Below are 17,647 nucleotides of genomic sequence, written 5' to 3'. Positions count from 1 at the left end.
CGCGTCAGCGCCCATCGGCCGCGACGCCGTAGGCGCCATCGGTCGTGAGGCGTGCACCCGGATCGAGCAGCAGCCCTGCTTCGGCATCGTGCTCGTCGAGCGTGCTGTCGAGACGTCGACCCGAAGGACGACGGTACGCAGGCTCGCCGCCGCACATCGCGACCAGACGCCGCTGTGCACCGTCACGTTCGCGGCGTGCGGCCCGATCGCGATAGCTCTGCGCCTGATCCGAATCCAGGGTTGCGACAAAGGCTTCCGGATGGACGATGGCGATCAGACCCGAGACGTGACCGAAGCCGAGACTGGTGAGCAGACCCGCCTTGAGCGGGAACCGATCACCGAGCGCGAGCGGCTCACGCGCCCACACCAGGTGGGGGTAGTCGCGCATCTGCTCATCGACACAGTCGAGGCTGCGGTTGGGTGGGATCACCCCGTCGCGCAGCACCTGGCAGAGCCCGATGAGCTGGAATGCCGCCGCGCCACCCTTCGCGTGGCCGGTGAGCGACTTCTGCGACACGACGAACAGCGGTGCACCGGGCGTCCTGCCGATCGCGTCGGCGAGTCGCTCGTGCAGCTCTGACTCGTTGGGATCGTTTGCACGCGTCGAGGTGTCGTGCTTGGACACCACCGCGACGTCGTCGGCGCTCACGCCGAGTGCACCCAGCGCGTTGGCCAACGGCGAGGCGAGCGCCCCACGTGCGGCTCCCAGCGCTCCGAGTCCCGGTGCGGGAATCGACGTGTGCACTCCGTCGCCGAAGCTCTGCGCCCAGGCGACGACACCGAGGACCGGCAGTCCGAGCTGTGCCGCGACGTCGCCGCGAGCGAGCAGAATGGTTCCGCCACCGGCAGATTCGACGAATCCTCCGCGTCGCCTGTCGTTGGCACGCGAGTACCGGCGCTCGTCGATTCCGCGTGCGGCCATCTTCGCCGACTCCGCGGTCGCCGACATGTCACCGAATCCGACGATGCCTTCGATACCGAGATCGTCGAATCCGCCCGCCACCGCGAACATTGCCTTGCCGAGACGGATCTTGTCGACGCCCTCCTCGACCGACACCGCGGCCGTCGCACAGGCAGCGACCGGGTGGATCATCGCACCGTAGCTTCCCACGTACGACTGAACGACGTGTGCGGCAACGATGTTCGGCAACGCCTCCTGGAGGATGTCGTTGGCTTTCGCCTCGCCGAGCAGGGTGTTGACGTACAGCTCACGCATCGACGTCATGCCACCCATACCGGTTCCCTGGGTATTCGCGACGAGTCCCGGATGCACCCACCGCATCAGTTCCGACGGGGTGAATCCCGATGACAGGAAGGCGTCGACGGTCGCGACGAGATTCCACAGCGCAACCCGATCGATCGATTCCACCATGTCGGGCGTGACACCCCAGCGGGTCGGGTCGAACCCGGTCGGGATCTGGCCTCCGACGGTCCGGCTCAGCTCGAACTTGCGGGGCACGCGAATCTCGGTGCCGGCCAGACGGGTAACCCGCCAGTCTCCGGTGTCGGAGATCGGAGCGATCCTGGTCTTGTCCGGATCTGCGGCCGCAAATGCCCTTGCCTGCTCCTCGGAGCTGACGGTGAAGCTCAGGTCCTCGTCGAGGAAGATCGACGTGAGCAGCGGCGAGGTGTTGTCGACCATCGCGCCTTCATCGCCGTAGCGCCGAATGCCGCAACGCTCGACGACCGCGTCGTGGTAGCGCTCTGCGATGTCGGCCTCGTCGACCGGATCGCCGGTCTCGGTGTCATACCAGCCCGGCTTGGGTGCGTCGTCCCAGACGATCAGACCGGTGTTCCAGGCAAGCTCCAACACGCCTGCCGCGCTGAGCTTCTCGTCGACCTCCATCTCGAACCGAGTGCGCGACGAACCGTAGGGTCCGAGCTCTCCGGCGCCGACGATCACCACGAGATCCTCGGGGCGCGCATCGATCGACGGCCATGCGGGCGCCATCGACTTCGCGGCGCGGGCCGGCGCGGGTAGCGCAGCGACCGTGGCGTCGTCGAGTTCGTCGGCCTCCGCCTCGACCTCGCCGGCGTCGTCCTGGTCCGTGGCAAGGGCTTTGAGATCGATCGACGGGTCGAGGCCGCCGGTGAAGTCGGCGAGAATCGCCTCGTCCCGGGCAGCGACTCGCTGCTGCGGCGTGCACAGTCCGAGGAGCTGTGCCGCCATTTCGTCGGTGCTCCACGTCCGCACGCCCGCTGCCTCCACAGCCGCGACCATGCCGTCGTTGTGGCCCATCAGCCCGGTGCCGCGCACCCACCCGATGAGTGCGTGCGCGAGAGTCGTTCGCGCACCCCACGATTCCTCGGCTCCCCAGCGGGTGACCAGTGCATCGAGTGCGGCCTTGGACTCGCCGTAAGCACCGTCGCCACCGAACATCCCGCGGTTGGGCGATCCGGGAAGCACGACGTGCAGTCGGGCCGCGATGTCATGATCGGCGCCGATCTCACACAGCCCCGCGATGAGCCGCTCCACCGACCAGAGGAGGACCTTCATCTCGAGCTCTGCGCGCGCCCCGGCGTCGGTGAGGTCGCCGGCGACACGGGGTGCCGCGAACGGGAAGAGCAGCGTCGGCTTCATCGCAGGCTTGATGACAGCCGTTGTGCCGCCGACGTTTTCGGTCTGTTCGCTGCCGACCCATTCGACGAGATCGTCGACGTCGGTGTACGACGCCATGTTGGTCGGGGCGACCCACAGCGCCGCGTCGTGACGCGCGTTCTCCCGGTAGAGCTTCTTGTAGAAGGCGAGCTTGCCGGAGTCGAGCTTCGACGTCGTGGCGATGACCGTCGCTCCGCCCGCGAGCAGTCGGCCGATCACACCTGCGGCGATCGATCCCTTACCCGCGCCGGTCACCACGGCGATCTCGTCGGACCATTCACCCGCGTCCGGCGCCTGTGCCGCGGCGGCGATGGCGCCGAAGATCTGCGCGCGGGTCGCCTCGCCTGCGGCGAGAGCCTTGCCCTGCCACCACGTGGCATGTTGCGCGACAGTCTGTCCCGCACCCGCGAAGGACTCGACGATCGTGTCGTGGCGGTCGGCGAGGTCGGCGTCGGCTGTCAGCCAGATGCGGACCAGATCCTCGCGACTGGTGGCCCATCGGTCGTCGACGAGGACGATCTTCTCCGCGTCGAACGCCGGCGCGACGGTGCGCGCCCAGTCCGAGCCGAGTTCGGCACTGACCCGCTCGACCAGGTGCGCGTCGACGTTCTCCGCGATCTCGGGCGCGGCGTCGTCCTCGGTGAGTCCGAGTTTGGCCAGCACCGTGTACGCGGCAGAGGCAAGCGCGCCACTGCGTCCGGTGAGCTGCTCGGTGAACTCACCGAGTGCTGCCGCGTCGACCGTCGCGCCACCGCCGGTGTCGGCCGCGGGCTTGGCGACAGCGATACCGCGCGACGCACCCACCGCGGTCACGGCGCGGTCGACGAGAGCGTCGAGCGCGTCGGTGTTGGCGAGCGGTCCGTCGAGCAGATCGCCGAGGTCGCCTCCGCGCACGCTGGCTCCGTCGCGGGTACCGAGGGCGAGTGCCACGGTGGTGTGCAGTCCCCAGCCGGGACCGAGCTGCCACACGCCCGTCACCCGATCGGCGATGTAGGCCTGCCGCTTTCCGACGGGGCCGAGTACCTTGCGGATCTGATCGGACACCGCGTCGGTGAGGACCGCCCCCAACGGGCGGTAACCACGTGCGAGGCTGTCCACCGTCGCGGCGAGCGCGACCATGTCGGCTTCTGCGGCTCCGTCGATCGCGCCGAGTCCGAGCTCGCCACCGATGTCGAGCAGGAGCTGGTTACGCCGCGACGAGACGCCGTCGCACAACGCCTCGATGGTGTCGGCCGAACCGATCTGCTCGGGGCGGATCTTGGTCCACAGCGCCACGACTGCACGGACCGCGTCCGACGGCCCGAAGGAGACGTCGTCGGGCCGCGGAGCGCCTGCGGGCGCGCTCGGAGCAGCAGGCACTGCCGCCGCGGGAGCGGGCGTGCTCGCCGCAGCGTCGTGCGGGGCACCGGTGTCTTGCGCAGGCGCGTCTTCGACGGGTTCATCGTCGAGCTCGGGGCCGGCATCCTTGGCGAGGATGACGTCGGAATCGCGCTCGACGTTCACCACTTCGGTTGTCGCCGAGCCGTAGTCGTCGAGCTTGAGAGTGTTGGTCGCCAGGCCTGCGAGCGTCGGCGCACCCTTGAGGCCGATCTCGACGAACCGTTGGATGCCCAGCCCGCCGCGCTCGGCTGCGCCGAAGAGGAGGTCCTGGGTTTCGATCCAGCGCACAGGACTGGCGAACTGCCAGGCGAGTAGCTCGATGAGAACGATGCGCGCCAAGCCCGCCGGGTCGGCCGCGTGGGTGTCCCAGTCGGCGAGGACGGCGTCGAGCGGATCGGACGGCACCAGTGCCGCGATCTCTTCGACGAACGCACGGTCGAGCGTGAACAACCGCGGCACGAGATTCGGGATGTAGCGCCCGACGAGGATGTCGGGATCGATCTGTGCGGGCAGCAGTTCGTCGAGCTTGCCGCGGAACTCGGGCACACCGGCTCGCAGCACTGTCGAATGGAACGGCACATCGATGCCGGGAACGAGGATGAACGATCGCTTGCCGCCGAATTCGGTTCGACGACGTTCGATCTCGTCTTCGAGGTGTTCGAGACCGCGGACCGTGCCCGCGATCGCGTACTGCGAGCCGAGAAGGTTCAGGTTGACCACCTCGAGGAACTCGCCGATCGACTCCCCGACCTCTGCGACGAACGACTCGACGTCGGCGTCGGCGAGGCCGAACTGGCTCGGGCGGATGGCCGCCATGCGATAGTCGCTGCGCCCAAGGTCATCTCGCGGTACCAGGTGGTGCATGGCCTCGCCGCGCTGGAACACCACCTCGAGGACGGCTTCGAGCGGGAGCACTCCCGCGCATGCCGCGAGGGCGTTGTACTCGCCGACCGAGTGTCCACACGTGATGGCGCCGTCGACGAATCCGCCTGCTTCCTTGAGCTCCGCGATCTGCGCGACGCCGAGGGTCGCCATGGCGACCTGGGTGAACTGTGTCAGGTACAGCACGCCGTCGGGGTGGTTGTAGGTGGTGCCGTTGGCGATGAGCGTGGTGGGGTTGTCGCGTACAACTGCGAGGATCGAGAACCCGAGAGCCGCGCGCGTGTGCTTGTCCGCGCGATCCCAGATCGCCCGGGCCGCCTTCGAACGCGACCGGGCGTCGAGTCCCATGCCCTTGCTCTGGATGCCCTGCCCGGGAAAGGCGTAGACGGTGCGCGGAGCCGCGAGAAGTCCCGTGGCACTCATCACCAGGGTGTCGCCGACCTTGCAGGTCACCTCGACGACCTCGCGGCCGCGATCGAGACCGACGCGGTCGACGCGGACCGACACCGCATCGCCGGTACGAACCATCCCGAGGTAGCGAGCCGTCCACCCGACGATCGGGCGCGGCGACGGGATGCGGTTGCGCGAGTCGGCCGCGGTGACGACGTGCTGAGCCGCCGCCGACAGCCACATGCCGTGCACGATGGGCTCACCGAGTCCTGCGAGCTTTGCCGCGCTTGTATCGGTGTGGATCGGATTGCGGTCGCCTGAGACGGCAGCGAACGCACTCATGCGTGTCGGTGCGGTGATCGTCGCGGTACGCAGCGGTTTCCGGGTGGCCGCGGCCTCGTCGGTGATCGCTCCCCCGGCGCGCTGCGGGTCGTCGAGCTCGGAATCACCGATGCGGCCACGGATGGCGAAACGCTCTGTCATACGGGCGATCTCACCGTCAGGCCCCGACACCTCGACGGCGACGTCGATGACGCGTCCCACCGTCGTGTCCCGGACGTCGCCCGCGCGGGCGACGACGGTGAGTTCGGTGTCGTGGTCGGGGATGGAACCGACGGTCTCGATGGTGTGGTCGAGGTGGACGAGGTCGAGCAGGCCCTCGACGACGGGAATGCCGTCGTCGGTCGTCGCAGCACCGATCGTCGCGAAAACGCTTGGCCAGCAGGCTCCGACGAGCGTGTCGGGCACCGCGAAGCCGAAGGGCTGCGCCGGTGTGACGGCGTGGAGGTGAGCAGGCAGAGTGTTGGCGGTGACGACGGCGTGGTCGGCGACCCCGTCTGCCGACCATCCGATGGTGGTGACCGCGACGCCGTCGACGACGTCGGTGAGGCGTCCGCCGGCTGCCACGGTGAGGATCTCGCGCATGGCACCTGCTGCGTCGTCTCGCTCGATGCGAGGGCTGCCGCCGTCGGCGATGCTCCGATCGACACGGAGCGGGATGCGCACAGACGATCCCGAGATCGGCACGATCAGCTCGAAGCTGTCCTCTCCCACGTGTTCGAGCACTGCGCCTGTTGCCGCGTGCTCGGCTCGACGCTCCGAGGAGACCTCCCACGACTCCCGATCGCCAAGCAGCGCAACCGGACTCGGCACGATGCGGCCGGCCCACGAGACGTCGTCGGCCCAGAGCACGGCACCGAGGATGCCCGCGTCTCGTACCGGAGCCTGCTTGCGGGCGGTGATCAGGTCGGGGTCGGCGCCCGCGGTGGCGAGATCGTCGACGACCTTGGCCTCGAATCGATCGAGCAGCTCGCCCACCGGCTCGTCGACACGGGTGATACCCGAGACCGCGACCGGCCCGGGGATGATGCAGACGGCGTCCGCGCCGTAGCGTGCATCGTGAGCCTGCCACAGCGAGTCGCTGCGCCACCACCGTCGAACGTCTTTGTCGACGACGGGCACGAAGTTGACCGGCTTACCCGGGGTCCGGCACAGGCCGAGGAAGAAGGCGACGTCCGCGGGATGCAGGATGTCGGTCTCGATCTCGGGGTAGACACCGCCGAGCGCGTCGATCGCCGCGTGCGGATCGTCGGTGGTCGAGATGTCGGCGAACATCGTGGGGACCGGGCCCGAATCCTTCGGGTGCATGCGCGCCTCGGCACGCTGCAGCATCTCCACGAATCGCTGCTGCCAGGTGATGTCGGCCCACGGGTACTGATCGGTGCGGCCATCCCCGACGGCCAGCGTCGCATAGCGATCGAGCCATTCGCGGTAGGTCATGGTGTCGAGGTCGCCGAAGTAGGGTTTCGCTGTCGGCGCCATCGCGGCCACGATCTCGTCGCGACGCTCGGCCACCGCGTCGGCGTCGCCCGCCACCTCGTCGAGCAGTCGACCGCAGCGCGACGCGGCGTTGTCGACCTCATGGATGTCGGCGCCGAGTTGGCTTCGGCCCGAGGCCATTCCGTTCGCGGCCCGGCCTGCGCCGATCCACTCGTCGACCCCCTCGGTGTCGACGAGTAGCTGCTTGACCTCCGGCGCGGTGGTCGCCTCGGCGGTCGCCATGGCCGCGGTACCGATCAGGATGCCGTCGAGCGGCATGGTGGGATACCCGTGCCTGGTTGCCCATTCGCCGGTCAGATACTCGCTGGCGCGCTCGGGGGTGCCGATGCCGCCACCGACGCAGATGACGACGTTGTCGCGCACGCGCAGCTCGGCGTATGTGGAGAGCAGAAGGTCGTCGAGGTCTTCCCACGAATGGTGGCCACCGGCGCGCCCGCCTTCGATCTGCACGATGACCGGGTGATGCGGCACCTCGGCCGCAATGCGGATCACCGAACGGATCTGCTCGACGGTGCCTGGCTTGAATGCCACGAAACGCAGTCCCGCGTCGACGAATTCGTCGACGAGTGCCACTGCGTCCTCGAGCTCTGGGATACCCGCCGACACGATCACGCCGTCGATCGGCGCGCCCTGCGCCCGTGCCTTCTGCACGAGACGCTTGCCGCCGAGCTGCAGCTTCCACAGATACGGATCGAGGAACAGCGCATTGAACTGCGCTTCGCGGCCCGGCTCGAGAAGGTCGGTGAGCGTGGCGATGTTGCGGGCGAAGATCTCCTCGGTGACCTGACCGCCGCCGGCGAGCTCTGCCCAGTGACCCGCGTTGGCCGCGGCAGCGACGATCGCGGGGTCGACGGTGGTCGGAGTCATGCCCGCAAGCAGCATCGGAGAGCGCCCGGTCAGTCGGGTGAACGCCGTCTGCACGACACGACGACCGTCGGCGAGTTCGGCCAGTGTCGGGGCGAAGTCGGACCAACGGCGCGCAACCTCGGGAATCCCGCCGGGGCTGAACAGATTTCGCTGGCCTCCGCGAAGCGCTGTCGCCACCAGACCGACGCCCTGTCCGCGAACGAGCGGGGCGGTGAGCCGTGTTGCGAGATCGCTGGGACCGAAATCGAGAATCCACGCGGCGCCGTCTGCGATCACGGCGTCGATCTGTGCGACCCAGTCGACGGGCGCGACAAGGATCGATTCGGCGTGGCCGGCAGCGAGGTCGGCGTCGATCCCGCACGTCTGCGCCCACTCACGTACCAGGTCGACCGCCGGTGCCATGCCGGGGTGGTGGAATGCGACGCTGACGGGGAGCTCGTCGAAGACGGGGGCGAACGGCGCGCCGCCGGTGATCTTGCGCTTGCGGTCATCGGCCTCCGCGGCGACGATGCGCTCGCATTCGGCCGCGAACGCCGCGAGATGTCGGGGCGCACCGGACAGCACGACCGAACGTCGGCTGTTGCGGATGGCGATCACGGGTGCCGTGACGAGTTCGGCCTCGGGCAGTCCAGCTCGGTAGGTCGTCAGGATCTCGTCGATGCGCGCGGGAGCAACATTGGTGATCGACAGCATCGGTGAGCCGTCCGGACTGCTCGCCAGCCCGCGACGTCGAGCAACAAGAGTGCCGGCGGCCGCGACGAGATGCGCGATCGCCAGCAATTGTCCACAGCCGCTCTCCCCGTGCCGGATAGCGTCGACGGCCAGTGACCCCTGTGAGTGTCCGACGACGGCGACGGGTGCGATCACGTCGGGATCGAGGCCCTGCTTCTTGAGTGATTCGACGGCGGCGACCTGGCTGAGGAGCACGCCGGGACCGCTCAGTGCGAAGTCGGCGAGCTCGGCGTCGGACGGCACCGGCTCGCCCGCGTCGGTCGCACGCACCCATGCGAGGGGGTGGAAGCCGTCGGGGCGAGCTATCTCGATCGAGTCGGCAACGGGGGCGAGCATGCGCTCTGCGGCAGCGACGGCACCCGCCAGTTTCTGTTCGAGATCCGCGTCGACGACCAATTCGGCCAGCGTCGACAACCACGGACCACCCTGCCCACCAAAGCTGATTGCGTACTTCTCACCTGCTGAGAGCCGATCGATCAGGGATTCTGCAGGGCTTCCGGTGTTGCGGCTTCCGTGGTGCCCTTGGCGGAATTGGTCGACGGTCACGGGCTCTCCTAGAGGATCGGGGCTCGGCTGATGTGCGGTGCAGGAGTTGTCTGGTTCTCGTGCGAGAGCACCACGTGGCACGACCCGGCGGCGGGGGGATATCGCCGGGTCGCGCACGTGTCTCTCACGAACATGCTTGCCCAGCAACACCTTTGACGCTGTGGCGGGCGACTGACAGTTCAGCGTGGAACGTCGTCGACATGAACGTGGCACTCATGATGGCACATAAACGTGAGGAGTTCCTCATGTTGTTTCCGACCCCCAGGTATACCCGCGAGTAGCCCCGCCGGTAACAAAATGCGGGCCCGTGCGCCCATGGATTGGCGTGCACATCCGACCAGTTCGGGGCGCATTTCTCCGGTCGCCCGAGGCGTAGCGAAGGCATCCGGTCGTCGTTATATAATCGTTATGTGACCTGTCGCACTGCGTGTCGTCCGCTGCGACATGGCACGCCCTCAGCGATGTCGAGCCAAGACGTCGAAGTCGTTAGGGTGCAGGGATGACCGACTGCGTGTTCTGCAAGATCGTCGACGGTTCCGCACCGGCCCGAAAGGTGTACGAGGACGACTCCGTGGTGGGTTTCCTCGACATCAGACCGATGTCGCGCGGACACACCCTGCTCGTTCCCCGCATCCATTCGAGCGGACTGGGAGATCTGGTTCCCGACGACGGCGCCGCCCTGATGCGAGCGGGCCAGGTCGTCGCGGCAGCACTCCGGACTGCGCCACTGACACGCGACGACGAGCCCGCCGACGGGGTGAACCTCGTCGTCAACGACGGAAAGGCAGCGTTCCAGACCGTCTTTCACACCCACCTCCATGTGATCCCGCGACACCGCGGAGACAAGCTCCGCATGGCGAGGTCGCTGCTCGTACGCCGCGACAAGAATCCCGACGCAACCGCGGCCACCGTGCGTGCGGCGGTCCTCGAACAGATCGGACCCGCATGACCTCCGACGACGCTCTCACCACACCTGGCGCGCAGATCCCCCAGGCCGCGATCGACATCCTCGCCGGGGCCGAGTGGATCACCGTGTTCACCGGTGCCGGGATGTCGGCGGAGAGCGGCGTACCCACCTTCCGCGACGCGCAGACGGGACTATGGGAGAACTTCGACGCCGAGCAACTGGCAACCCCGCAGGCGTGGGACGCCGATCCAGCACTCGTGTGGGGCTGGTACCAGTGGCGTGCACACCTCGTCAGCCGAGCTGCCCCGAACGCCGGACACCTCGCATTGAGCGCACTGGCAGAACGTGCCGATGAGGCCGACGACGCGCCGTCGGTCATGGTGGTGACGCAGAACGTGGACGACCTGCACGAGCGCGCGGGTAACACCGTGGTCAGCCATGTACACGGCTCGCTCTTCGCACCACGCTGCTCACGCTGCGGACATCCCTACGAGGGCAGAGACGCCAATCCGGCGACGGCCACCGATGAGCATCCCATGGAACCGCCGTCGTGCCCGATATGCCTGTCGCTGGTGCGCCCCGGCGTCGTGTGGTTCGGCGAGCCGATCCCCCCGGAGCCCTGGGCACGCGCCGAGCAGGTGTTCGACGTCGCCGACGCGGTCCTCGTGGTCGGGACCAGCGGGATCGTCTACCCCGCTGCCGCTCTCCCCGAGCGTGCAGCGGCAAGGGGTATTCCGGTCATCGAACTCAACCCGCAACCTTCGGGACTGAGTTCCGTTGCCACACATAGCATTCGGACCACCGCCGCACAGGGTCTACCCGAGATCGCCGAACGCGTTCGTGCCGCGCGGCGCAGCCGATAACGGGCTGCTACTCCGCTCCGGTCAGGTCGATCGGCTCCCACGCGGCGACCTCACGCGAGGCCGTCGCCGACACCGAACCCGGCTTGACGCCACGACGGTCGAGAAGCCGGATCACCGCGGCGAGCGCAGTGTCGGCGTCGAGCTCGAACTCCGATTCGCGCACACGCGCGAATTCCCAACCGCACCGGCGCAACTCACGCTCACGCTCCATGTCGGAACGTGCCTGTGCGCCGGTCGAGGTGAACTCGTCTCCGTCGCATTCCACGGCCATCCGGCCCTCCGAACCCGTGACCACGAGATCGATGACCCGATTGTTGACAAGGACTTTCGGCGTCACGTGATACCCGAGTGCCGCGAGGCGATTGAACACCCGCTGCTCGAAGAGACTGTCGAAAGGTTCGACGCGCTCGTCGTCGGGGACGTCGGACGGCATCGGCGCGATGGTCGGTCCCTGATTTGCCTGCATGTAGCCGAGCAGTGAGTAGCGCAGGTCGTTGGGACGCAGATCGTCGAGCCCGACCGAGTGGAACAGCCACATCTGATCCATCGCGCGCGATGCGGCGACGTTGATTCGACGCTGCGATTCTGCGCGGGTGAGAGCACTCAGTGACGCGGGGTCGGAGACCACCATGGACAGGAACATCACGTGTCGTTCGTCGCCCTGGAAGTCGGGCGGGGTCCCGACCCGGATACGGCGTGCACGCCAGGTCTCCTCGTCGACAGCCTCGCGTAGGAGACGTGTGATCTCGTCGACCTGCTTGGTTCCCTGCAGAGCGATGATGCCGAAATCGAGCTCGGCATAGGCGGGATCGGCGAGGCAATCGAGGAGCGTCGCAACGATCGCGGCGGCCTCCCCTTCGTTCACCAACGACTGTCCCTGACCGGTTGCCGCACCGTCGACACGCACCGTCCGCAGGGGATCGAGCCGATCGGCACCGAACTGTCGGACCGGAACGAGTGGCGACCCGCCGTAGAACTGTCGCGACGAGTACTCGATGATCTCCGGCATCGAACGGAAATGCTCACGCAACCGGATGAGGTGACCGAATCGACTGCGCAGCAACGAGAACAGACTCGAGCGCGGAGTCAGACCATCCCGGAGGTAGTGCGGCAGATCGGGAAGCTCGGCGTCGAGTCGTGCGAACGCGTCGTCGAGCGAGGTCCCGGCGAGTCCGCGTGGCGCACACTGCTTGTCGTCGCCGACGACGATAACACGGGGCGCGAGCCACAGCAGGAAGGAACTGGTGATGTCGGCCTGACTCGCCTCGTCGACGATCACGACGTCGAACGAATTCGGTTCGGGCGGAAGCATGTCGGCTACCTGGCTGGTCGACATGATCCACGCGGGAACCGCCGACTGTGCCTGCTCCATCGCCTCGCGCGCAGCAGTCCGGAAGCGGTTGGCGTGCTTGCCCGATCCCTTGCCCAGATTGATCATGTGGTCGCGGTAGGACTGCAACGCCTGCACCTGGGCGACCGTGGTGCGCGCGAGACATGCCCGCCACGCGCGTGCGGCGGCGAGCTTGGTGGTCAACTGCGCGATGTCGGCATCGGCGTCGTCGAGCGCAGAAGCCAGGCGCGCCTCGGCGTCGGGGTCGCTGCGTTCGGCGACCCAGGTCCGTGCCCGACGCCACTCCCAGGCGCCGACCACGTCACGCAGACGTGCGTCCCACGCGGGATCGTCGGGAGTTGCGGCCAGCGCCGCGTAGAACTCCGGTGCCTTGCCGCGCAGCCGCAGAGCAAGCAGGTCGAGCGCGGCTTGGTCGTTCAATTCGTCACGCGCCGTGGTGAAGGCGCGTCGCGCCGACCTGATCGCCTCCGCGTCGGCGTTGGCCAGTGCGGCGACAAGCGCATCACCTTCAGGCGACGGTCCCCTCTCGACTTCCGTCGACAACCGATAGGCGTGGTCGGCCAGTTCCTGCTCGGCGAGGTTCGCGTCGTTGGCGGCAGCGATGAACGCACCCTGGTGGGCAACCTCCGACACCTCCGCGACGCTGCGCGGGCGAGGACCGCCGGGGCTGATGTACTCGAGCTCGCGAATCAGCTGGTCGCGTGCAGACAGCAGATCCGATACCCAGGCGAGTTGCGTGTCGAGCCGCACGAGTTGGCTGAGCTGCTTTGATCGCGAACCGGCGGTGTCGACGGGGACATGCAGATCCGCGAGCACGCGGTGTACCTGACTCACGGCGTCGAGGACCGCGAGGTGATCAGCGACGAGCTCCAAGCTTTCGGCATCGGTGGCCGGACGACCGTCGACACTGGCTATGACGCCCGAATCCTCCACTGCCCGTTGCTGTTCCGACCGCAGCAGGCGGCCGCGCCAGCGTCCGCCCTCACGTAGATAGGTGGCAGCGGCCGCGAACCGTTCGCCGTCACCGGGCCTCCCATTCTCAACGACGACGACGTGCGCGCCGATCGCCCGGTCACGCTGCGCGGCGTCGGCGATGACCGACGAGAGAGCCGTGACGCGCGACCACAGGTGCGCTTCCTGCCCGGCGAGGAGCCTGTCGGCCATGTCGACGATCAGCGGCGGGAACGTCGCGACCTCTCCGGAGGCCACCGCGAGGTGATCGCAGATCCCCTTGATGCGCAGTAACCGTTCGCTTGCCACGTCCGACAGGATCGACATCAACGATCCGCTGCCGACCATCGGCTCCGCGGGCCGCTGTCCGATCCGTTCGCAGATCGCGTCCATCGTCATCGTGTCGGGGAGGTAGTCGTCGAGGTCTGGCAGTCGCTGGGCGAGACGCCCGGAGTCGGCGCCGACACGACGAAGCAGTTCGAGTAGGCGGGTGAATTCGCCGCTGTCCAGTGGCGGCAACGCCCCTTCGAGTGGCCCGGGAAGCCAGTCGAACCGTTCGGCGTCGGCGTTGCATGCGCGAACGATCGACGCCGCGGTGCCGCGATAATCGCCCGCAACCCACTCGTGCACCTCGGTCTCCGACGAACGCAGATCCCACAGACCGCGCAACGCTCGCTCGCGCCGGTCGATCGCCTGCGCGCGGCGGTAGGCGAGGTCGTCGATCTCGGCGTCGGCGACACCGGTGGAGAAACTCGACTTGCGGTCGGCGATCGCCTCGACGCCCGAGACCACGGCGTCGTAGCTGTCGGTGCTGACGTCGGCGAGCGAGACGGTCAACTCGCGTAGCTCCGGCGGAAGGATGTCGCGCAGCACCTGCAGCGCGTTGACCTTCTCGCTGGTCACCAGAACGCGCTGGCCCTTCGCGAGAAGTGCCGAGAGGACGTTCGCGATGGTCTGGGTCTTGCCGGTACCGGGTGGCCCCTCGACGACAACCCCACTGTCGACTCCGAGTTGGGCCAGCACGTCACGTTGTTCGACATTGGACGCGAGCGGGAACATCGCGTCTGCGACGAGTTCGGTGGCAGGTGTTGCTCCCTGCCCGCTGAGCGCCGCCAGCCGATCCGCTGCCTCGATGGGCGCGACCAATTGCGACAGACCGATCGGCACCTCGGTGCCCGGCTCGCGCAGCGCCGCCAGCATCGCGTCGTAAAAGCGCAACGCCGACCCCGTTCCGCGGTTGCGTAGAACGATGGCCGGCGCGAGGTCGATGGTCAACGACACGTGCTCGTCGTCGACGACCACTTTGTCGCGCCACGCGGAAATCAGTTGTCCCGCAGCAGAATTCGCAACATTGGTAAGGCCTGCCACACGGCCCCGCTGCTTGACCGCGTCCGACAGGTCTATGCCGTCGATCGAGGCGAGCAGGTGCGTGTCGTGGATCATCGGCACGCCAGCGGAACCGAGTGAGATCCGGATGGTCCCGGAATCGGTGTCGCGTTCTGCGACGACGTCCTGCGTCAGCAGGTGTTCACGAACAAGCGGCTCACCGTCGTTCTCCTGGTCGACGACGGTGACCAGCCCGTTGGCGAGGACGATCTCGAGCGATTCGGGATCGGCGATGAGGTCGTCGAGAATCGTCGACAGTTGTGGATACGCGTCGTCGTCCGGAGATACTTCGACGACGGTCTGTCCCGGCGCAGCTCCGGTGCGGACGGGCACGGGCGTCGATCTGCCGACCCACACGACAGCGGGGTGGGAATCGACGGTGCTGACCGAGACCGATCGTGACCGAACCAGGCCACGGAGAAAGCCGATCAGCCTCGACACCTGATCCCGACGCTCATCAGGAGTGTCGTTGATCATGCGCTTGCTGCCTTCCCGCCGCGATACCAGAGTTCATCAACGCTACCAAGGCCGCGGAGGGCCAGTCGTGTCGACGAGCACTGTGGCGGTGCAGCTCAGCGGCCCGAGGTGCCTCGAATGGCGGGGAAACCGCCATCGACGTAGTGCACGTTGGTGTATCCGAGGTCGGCGATCTGTTCTGCGATGCGCGGTGCCTGCGAACGCACCGACACGACGGCGATCTCGGTGTCGCGGTTGCTGACCAGCGGGAACGAACCGGTCGGCGTGGGCGCGAGTCGGGTTGTGACCTCATTCGGGTCGACGACGACTGCGCCGGGGACACTGCCCTGATGACGGACGACCTGCGGACGGGCGTCGACGACGACTGCGTCGCCGTGCTCGACGTGATCGATGGCTTCTGCTGCGGTAATCGCACTCACCACTGACACTGGTGACTCACTCCTGAACTCGAACTTCTACTTGCTTGTCGGGAGTCGGTGTACCGCTCTCCCCCCAAAAGGTTACGGAAAGATATCGATCTGTCCACCTTCGCACCAACAGCCTGGTCACAGGATCAAAGCTGTCGCGAGGACGGGCGAACCAGCTACCCGATTCCGTCAGCCCCGACCACGACCGGCGACGCGCGGATTGCCGCGCTTGCCCCAACTGTCACCGCGTTTACCGTGACGGTCGCGGTTGAAGCTGCCACCGCCCTGACCATTACGTTTGCCGCCACGTGCGCGAGGCGGGCCCTGGTCGCGTCGGATGTCGATCGGGTTCTTGCCGATCCGCGTGTGCCGCAGGCGCTCCAATGTCTCCCTGTCGAGATCTTCAGGAAGCTCGACGATCGAGAAGTCGTCGCGGATGCTGATGTTGCCGAAATCACCCCGGGTCAGTCCGCCCTCGTTGGCGATCGCGCCCACAATCGCGCCCGGAGACACCTTGTGTTTGCGTCCGACAGCGATCCGATAGGCGGCGAAGTTGCCGCCACCCGAACGCGGCGCACGTTCCCGACGCTCGGGACGCTCGCCCTTCGGCGGGTCGGGCGCCATCAGGAATCCACCGTCGCGGGTCTCGAGCGCCAGCGCGGCCGCGATGTCGGCCATCGCCACGTCGTTGTCGCGGGCGTAGTTCTCGATCAGCTGTCGGAACATGTCGAGATTCTCCGACGCGAGATTCTCGGTGATGGAGTCGGCGAAACGTGCGACGCGCTGAGCGTTGACGTCGTCGACAGATGGCAGATCGATCTCGGTCAGCGGCTGGCGTGTTGCACGCTCGATCGCGCGCAGCAGATGGCGCTCCCGCGGCGAGACGAACAGCAGAGCGTTACCCGACCGTCCGGCACGCCCGGTGCGTCCGATGCGGTGCACGTACGACTCGGTGTCGTGCGGGATGTCGTAGTTGACCACATGCGAGATCCGGTCGACGTCGAGTCCGCGGGCAGCCACGTCGGTGGCGACGAGAATGTCGATGCCACCGGCTTTGAGCTGGTTGATCGTCCGCTCGCGCTGGGCCTGCACCATGTCGCCGTTGATCGCGACCGCGGAGAACCCCCGCGAACGCAGCTTCTCGGCCAGCTCTTCGGTTGCCGACTTCGTGCGGACGAAGACGATCATCGCGTCGAACGTCTCGACCTCGAGGAAGCGCGTCAGGGCGTCGAGTTTGCGCTGGTGAGAAACCTGCAGGTAGCGCTGAGTGATGTTCTGAGCGGTCGCGGTCTTGGCCTTGACCGTGATCTCCTGCGCATCGTGCAGGTACCGCTGCGCGAGGCGTCTGATCGCGCTCGGCATTGTCGCCGAGAACAACGCCACCTGCTTGTCGTCGGGAGTCTCGGCGAGAATGCGTTCGACGTCCTCGGCGAACCCCATCGTCAGCATCTCGTCGGCTTCGTCGAGCACGAGGAAGTCGAGTTGGGAGATGTCGAGCGTGCCCTTGTCGAGGTGGTCGATGACGCGTCCCGGTGTACCGACGATCACCTGCGCGCCGCGTTTGAGACCGGCGAGCTGGACGCCGTAGCTCTGTCCGCCGTAGATCGGCAGGACGCGCACGTCGGGCATGTGTGCCGAGTACTTGCCGAAGGCTTCGGCCACCTGGAGTGCGAGCTCACGGGTCGGCGCGAGGATCAGCGCCTGCGGGCGTCGAACCTGCGGGTCGATCCGCGAGAGGATCGGAATCGCGAACGCGGCGGTCTTGCCGGTACCGGTCTGGGCGAGCCCGACGACGTCGCGGCCCTCCATGAGCGGTGGAATCGTGGCCGCCTGGATGGGCGACGGGGTCTCGTAACCGACATCGGCGATGGCGTTGCGTACGCGCTCGTCGATGTCGAGGTCGTCGAATGTGATCGACGGTGTATCTGCGGTCGGGCTGTCGGTCATGGTCTGCGTGTCCCGTTCATCGACTCAACTGTAATCCGCGGGCGGGCCAAAAGCGGCATTCACGTGCGGCATGGTCAAGACCGGAGTCGATCACACCCCAATGTGATGGACGCCACTTTCCCT

The 17,647-nt window shown here is 67.3% G+C and carries 6 protein-coding genes; 2 read left to right on the top strand and 4 right to left on the bottom strand.

Annotated elements, in window-relative coordinates:
• Nucleotides 1-4: 4 nt before the first annotated feature.
• Entirely contained in the window at nucleotides 5-9,235 is a 9,231-nt protein-coding gene (locus ACRVY7_RS21710) for a fatty acid synthase subunit beta domain-containing protein (RefSeq protein WP_431818606.1), read from the bottom strand.
• A gap of 499 nt (nucleotides 9,236-9,734) precedes the next feature.
• On the opposite strand from ACRVY7_RS21710, the gene ACRVY7_RS21705 reads away from it, so the two are divergent.
• Nucleotides 9,735-10,184: an HIT family protein gene (locus ACRVY7_RS21705; RefSeq protein WP_064869746.1), complete on the top strand. Its 450-nt coding sequence runs from the start codon at nucleotides 9,735-9,737 to the stop codon at nucleotides 10,182-10,184.
• Nucleotides 10,181-11,005, top strand: coding sequence for an SIR2 family NAD-dependent protein deacylase (locus ACRVY7_RS21700; RefSeq protein WP_431818605.1), 825 nt, complete (start codon nucleotides 10,181-10,183; stop codon nucleotides 11,003-11,005). Before ACRVY7_RS21705 ends, ACRVY7_RS21700 begins: the two co-directional genes overlap by 4 nt.
• A gap of 7 nt (nucleotides 11,006-11,012) precedes the next feature.
• On the opposite strand, the gene ACRVY7_RS21695 is transcribed toward ACRVY7_RS21700, so the two are convergent.
• From ACRVY7_RS21695 to ACRVY7_RS21685, 3 genes are all read right to left on the bottom strand, one after another.
• Complete coding sequence (locus ACRVY7_RS21695) at nucleotides 11,013-15,170, bottom strand: AAA domain-containing protein (protein ID WP_431818604.1); 4,158 nt, start codon at nucleotides 15,168-15,170, stop codon at nucleotides 11,013-11,015.
• 95 nt (nucleotides 15,171-15,265) lie between these two features.
• Complete coding sequence (locus ACRVY7_RS21690; RefSeq protein WP_049700903.1) at nucleotides 15,266-15,598, bottom strand: rhodanese-like domain-containing protein; 333 nt, start codon at nucleotides 15,596-15,598, stop codon at nucleotides 15,266-15,268.
• 168 nt (nucleotides 15,599-15,766) lie between these two features.
• Nucleotides 15,767-17,524, bottom strand: a complete 1,758-nt coding sequence (locus ACRVY7_RS21685; RefSeq protein WP_064869740.1) for a DEAD/DEAH box helicase — start codon at nucleotides 17,522-17,524, stop codon at nucleotides 15,767-15,769.
• Nucleotides 17,525-17,647 lie beyond the last annotated feature (123 nt).

It is taken from the genome of Gordonia jacobaea, from assembly GCF_965344965.1.
Classification (GTDB): domain Bacteria; phylum Actinomycetota; class Actinomycetes; order Mycobacteriales; family Mycobacteriaceae; genus Gordonia; species Gordonia jacobaea.
Note: the sequence above shows the minus strand (reverse complement) of the source record. Positions and strands in the feature narration are given on the sequence as shown.

What these genes read in the sequence shown, in the direction of transcription:
- ACRVY7_RS21705 (WP_064869746.1), top strand. Translation starts at nt 9,735, where the DNA reads ATGACCGACTGCGTGTTCTGCAAGATCGTCGACGGTTCCGCACCGGCC.
- ACRVY7_RS21700 (WP_431818605.1), top strand. Translation starts at nt 10,181, where the DNA reads ATGACCTCCGACGACGCTCTCACCACACCTGGCGCGCAGATCCCCCAG.
- ACRVY7_RS21695 (WP_431818604.1), bottom strand. Translation starts at nt 15,170, where the DNA reads ATGATCAACGACACTCCTGATGAGCGTCGGGATCAGGTGTCGAGGCTG.
- ACRVY7_RS21685 (WP_064869740.1), bottom strand. Translation starts at nt 17,524, where the DNA reads ATGACCGACAGCCCGACCGCAGATACACCGTCGATCACATTCGACGAC.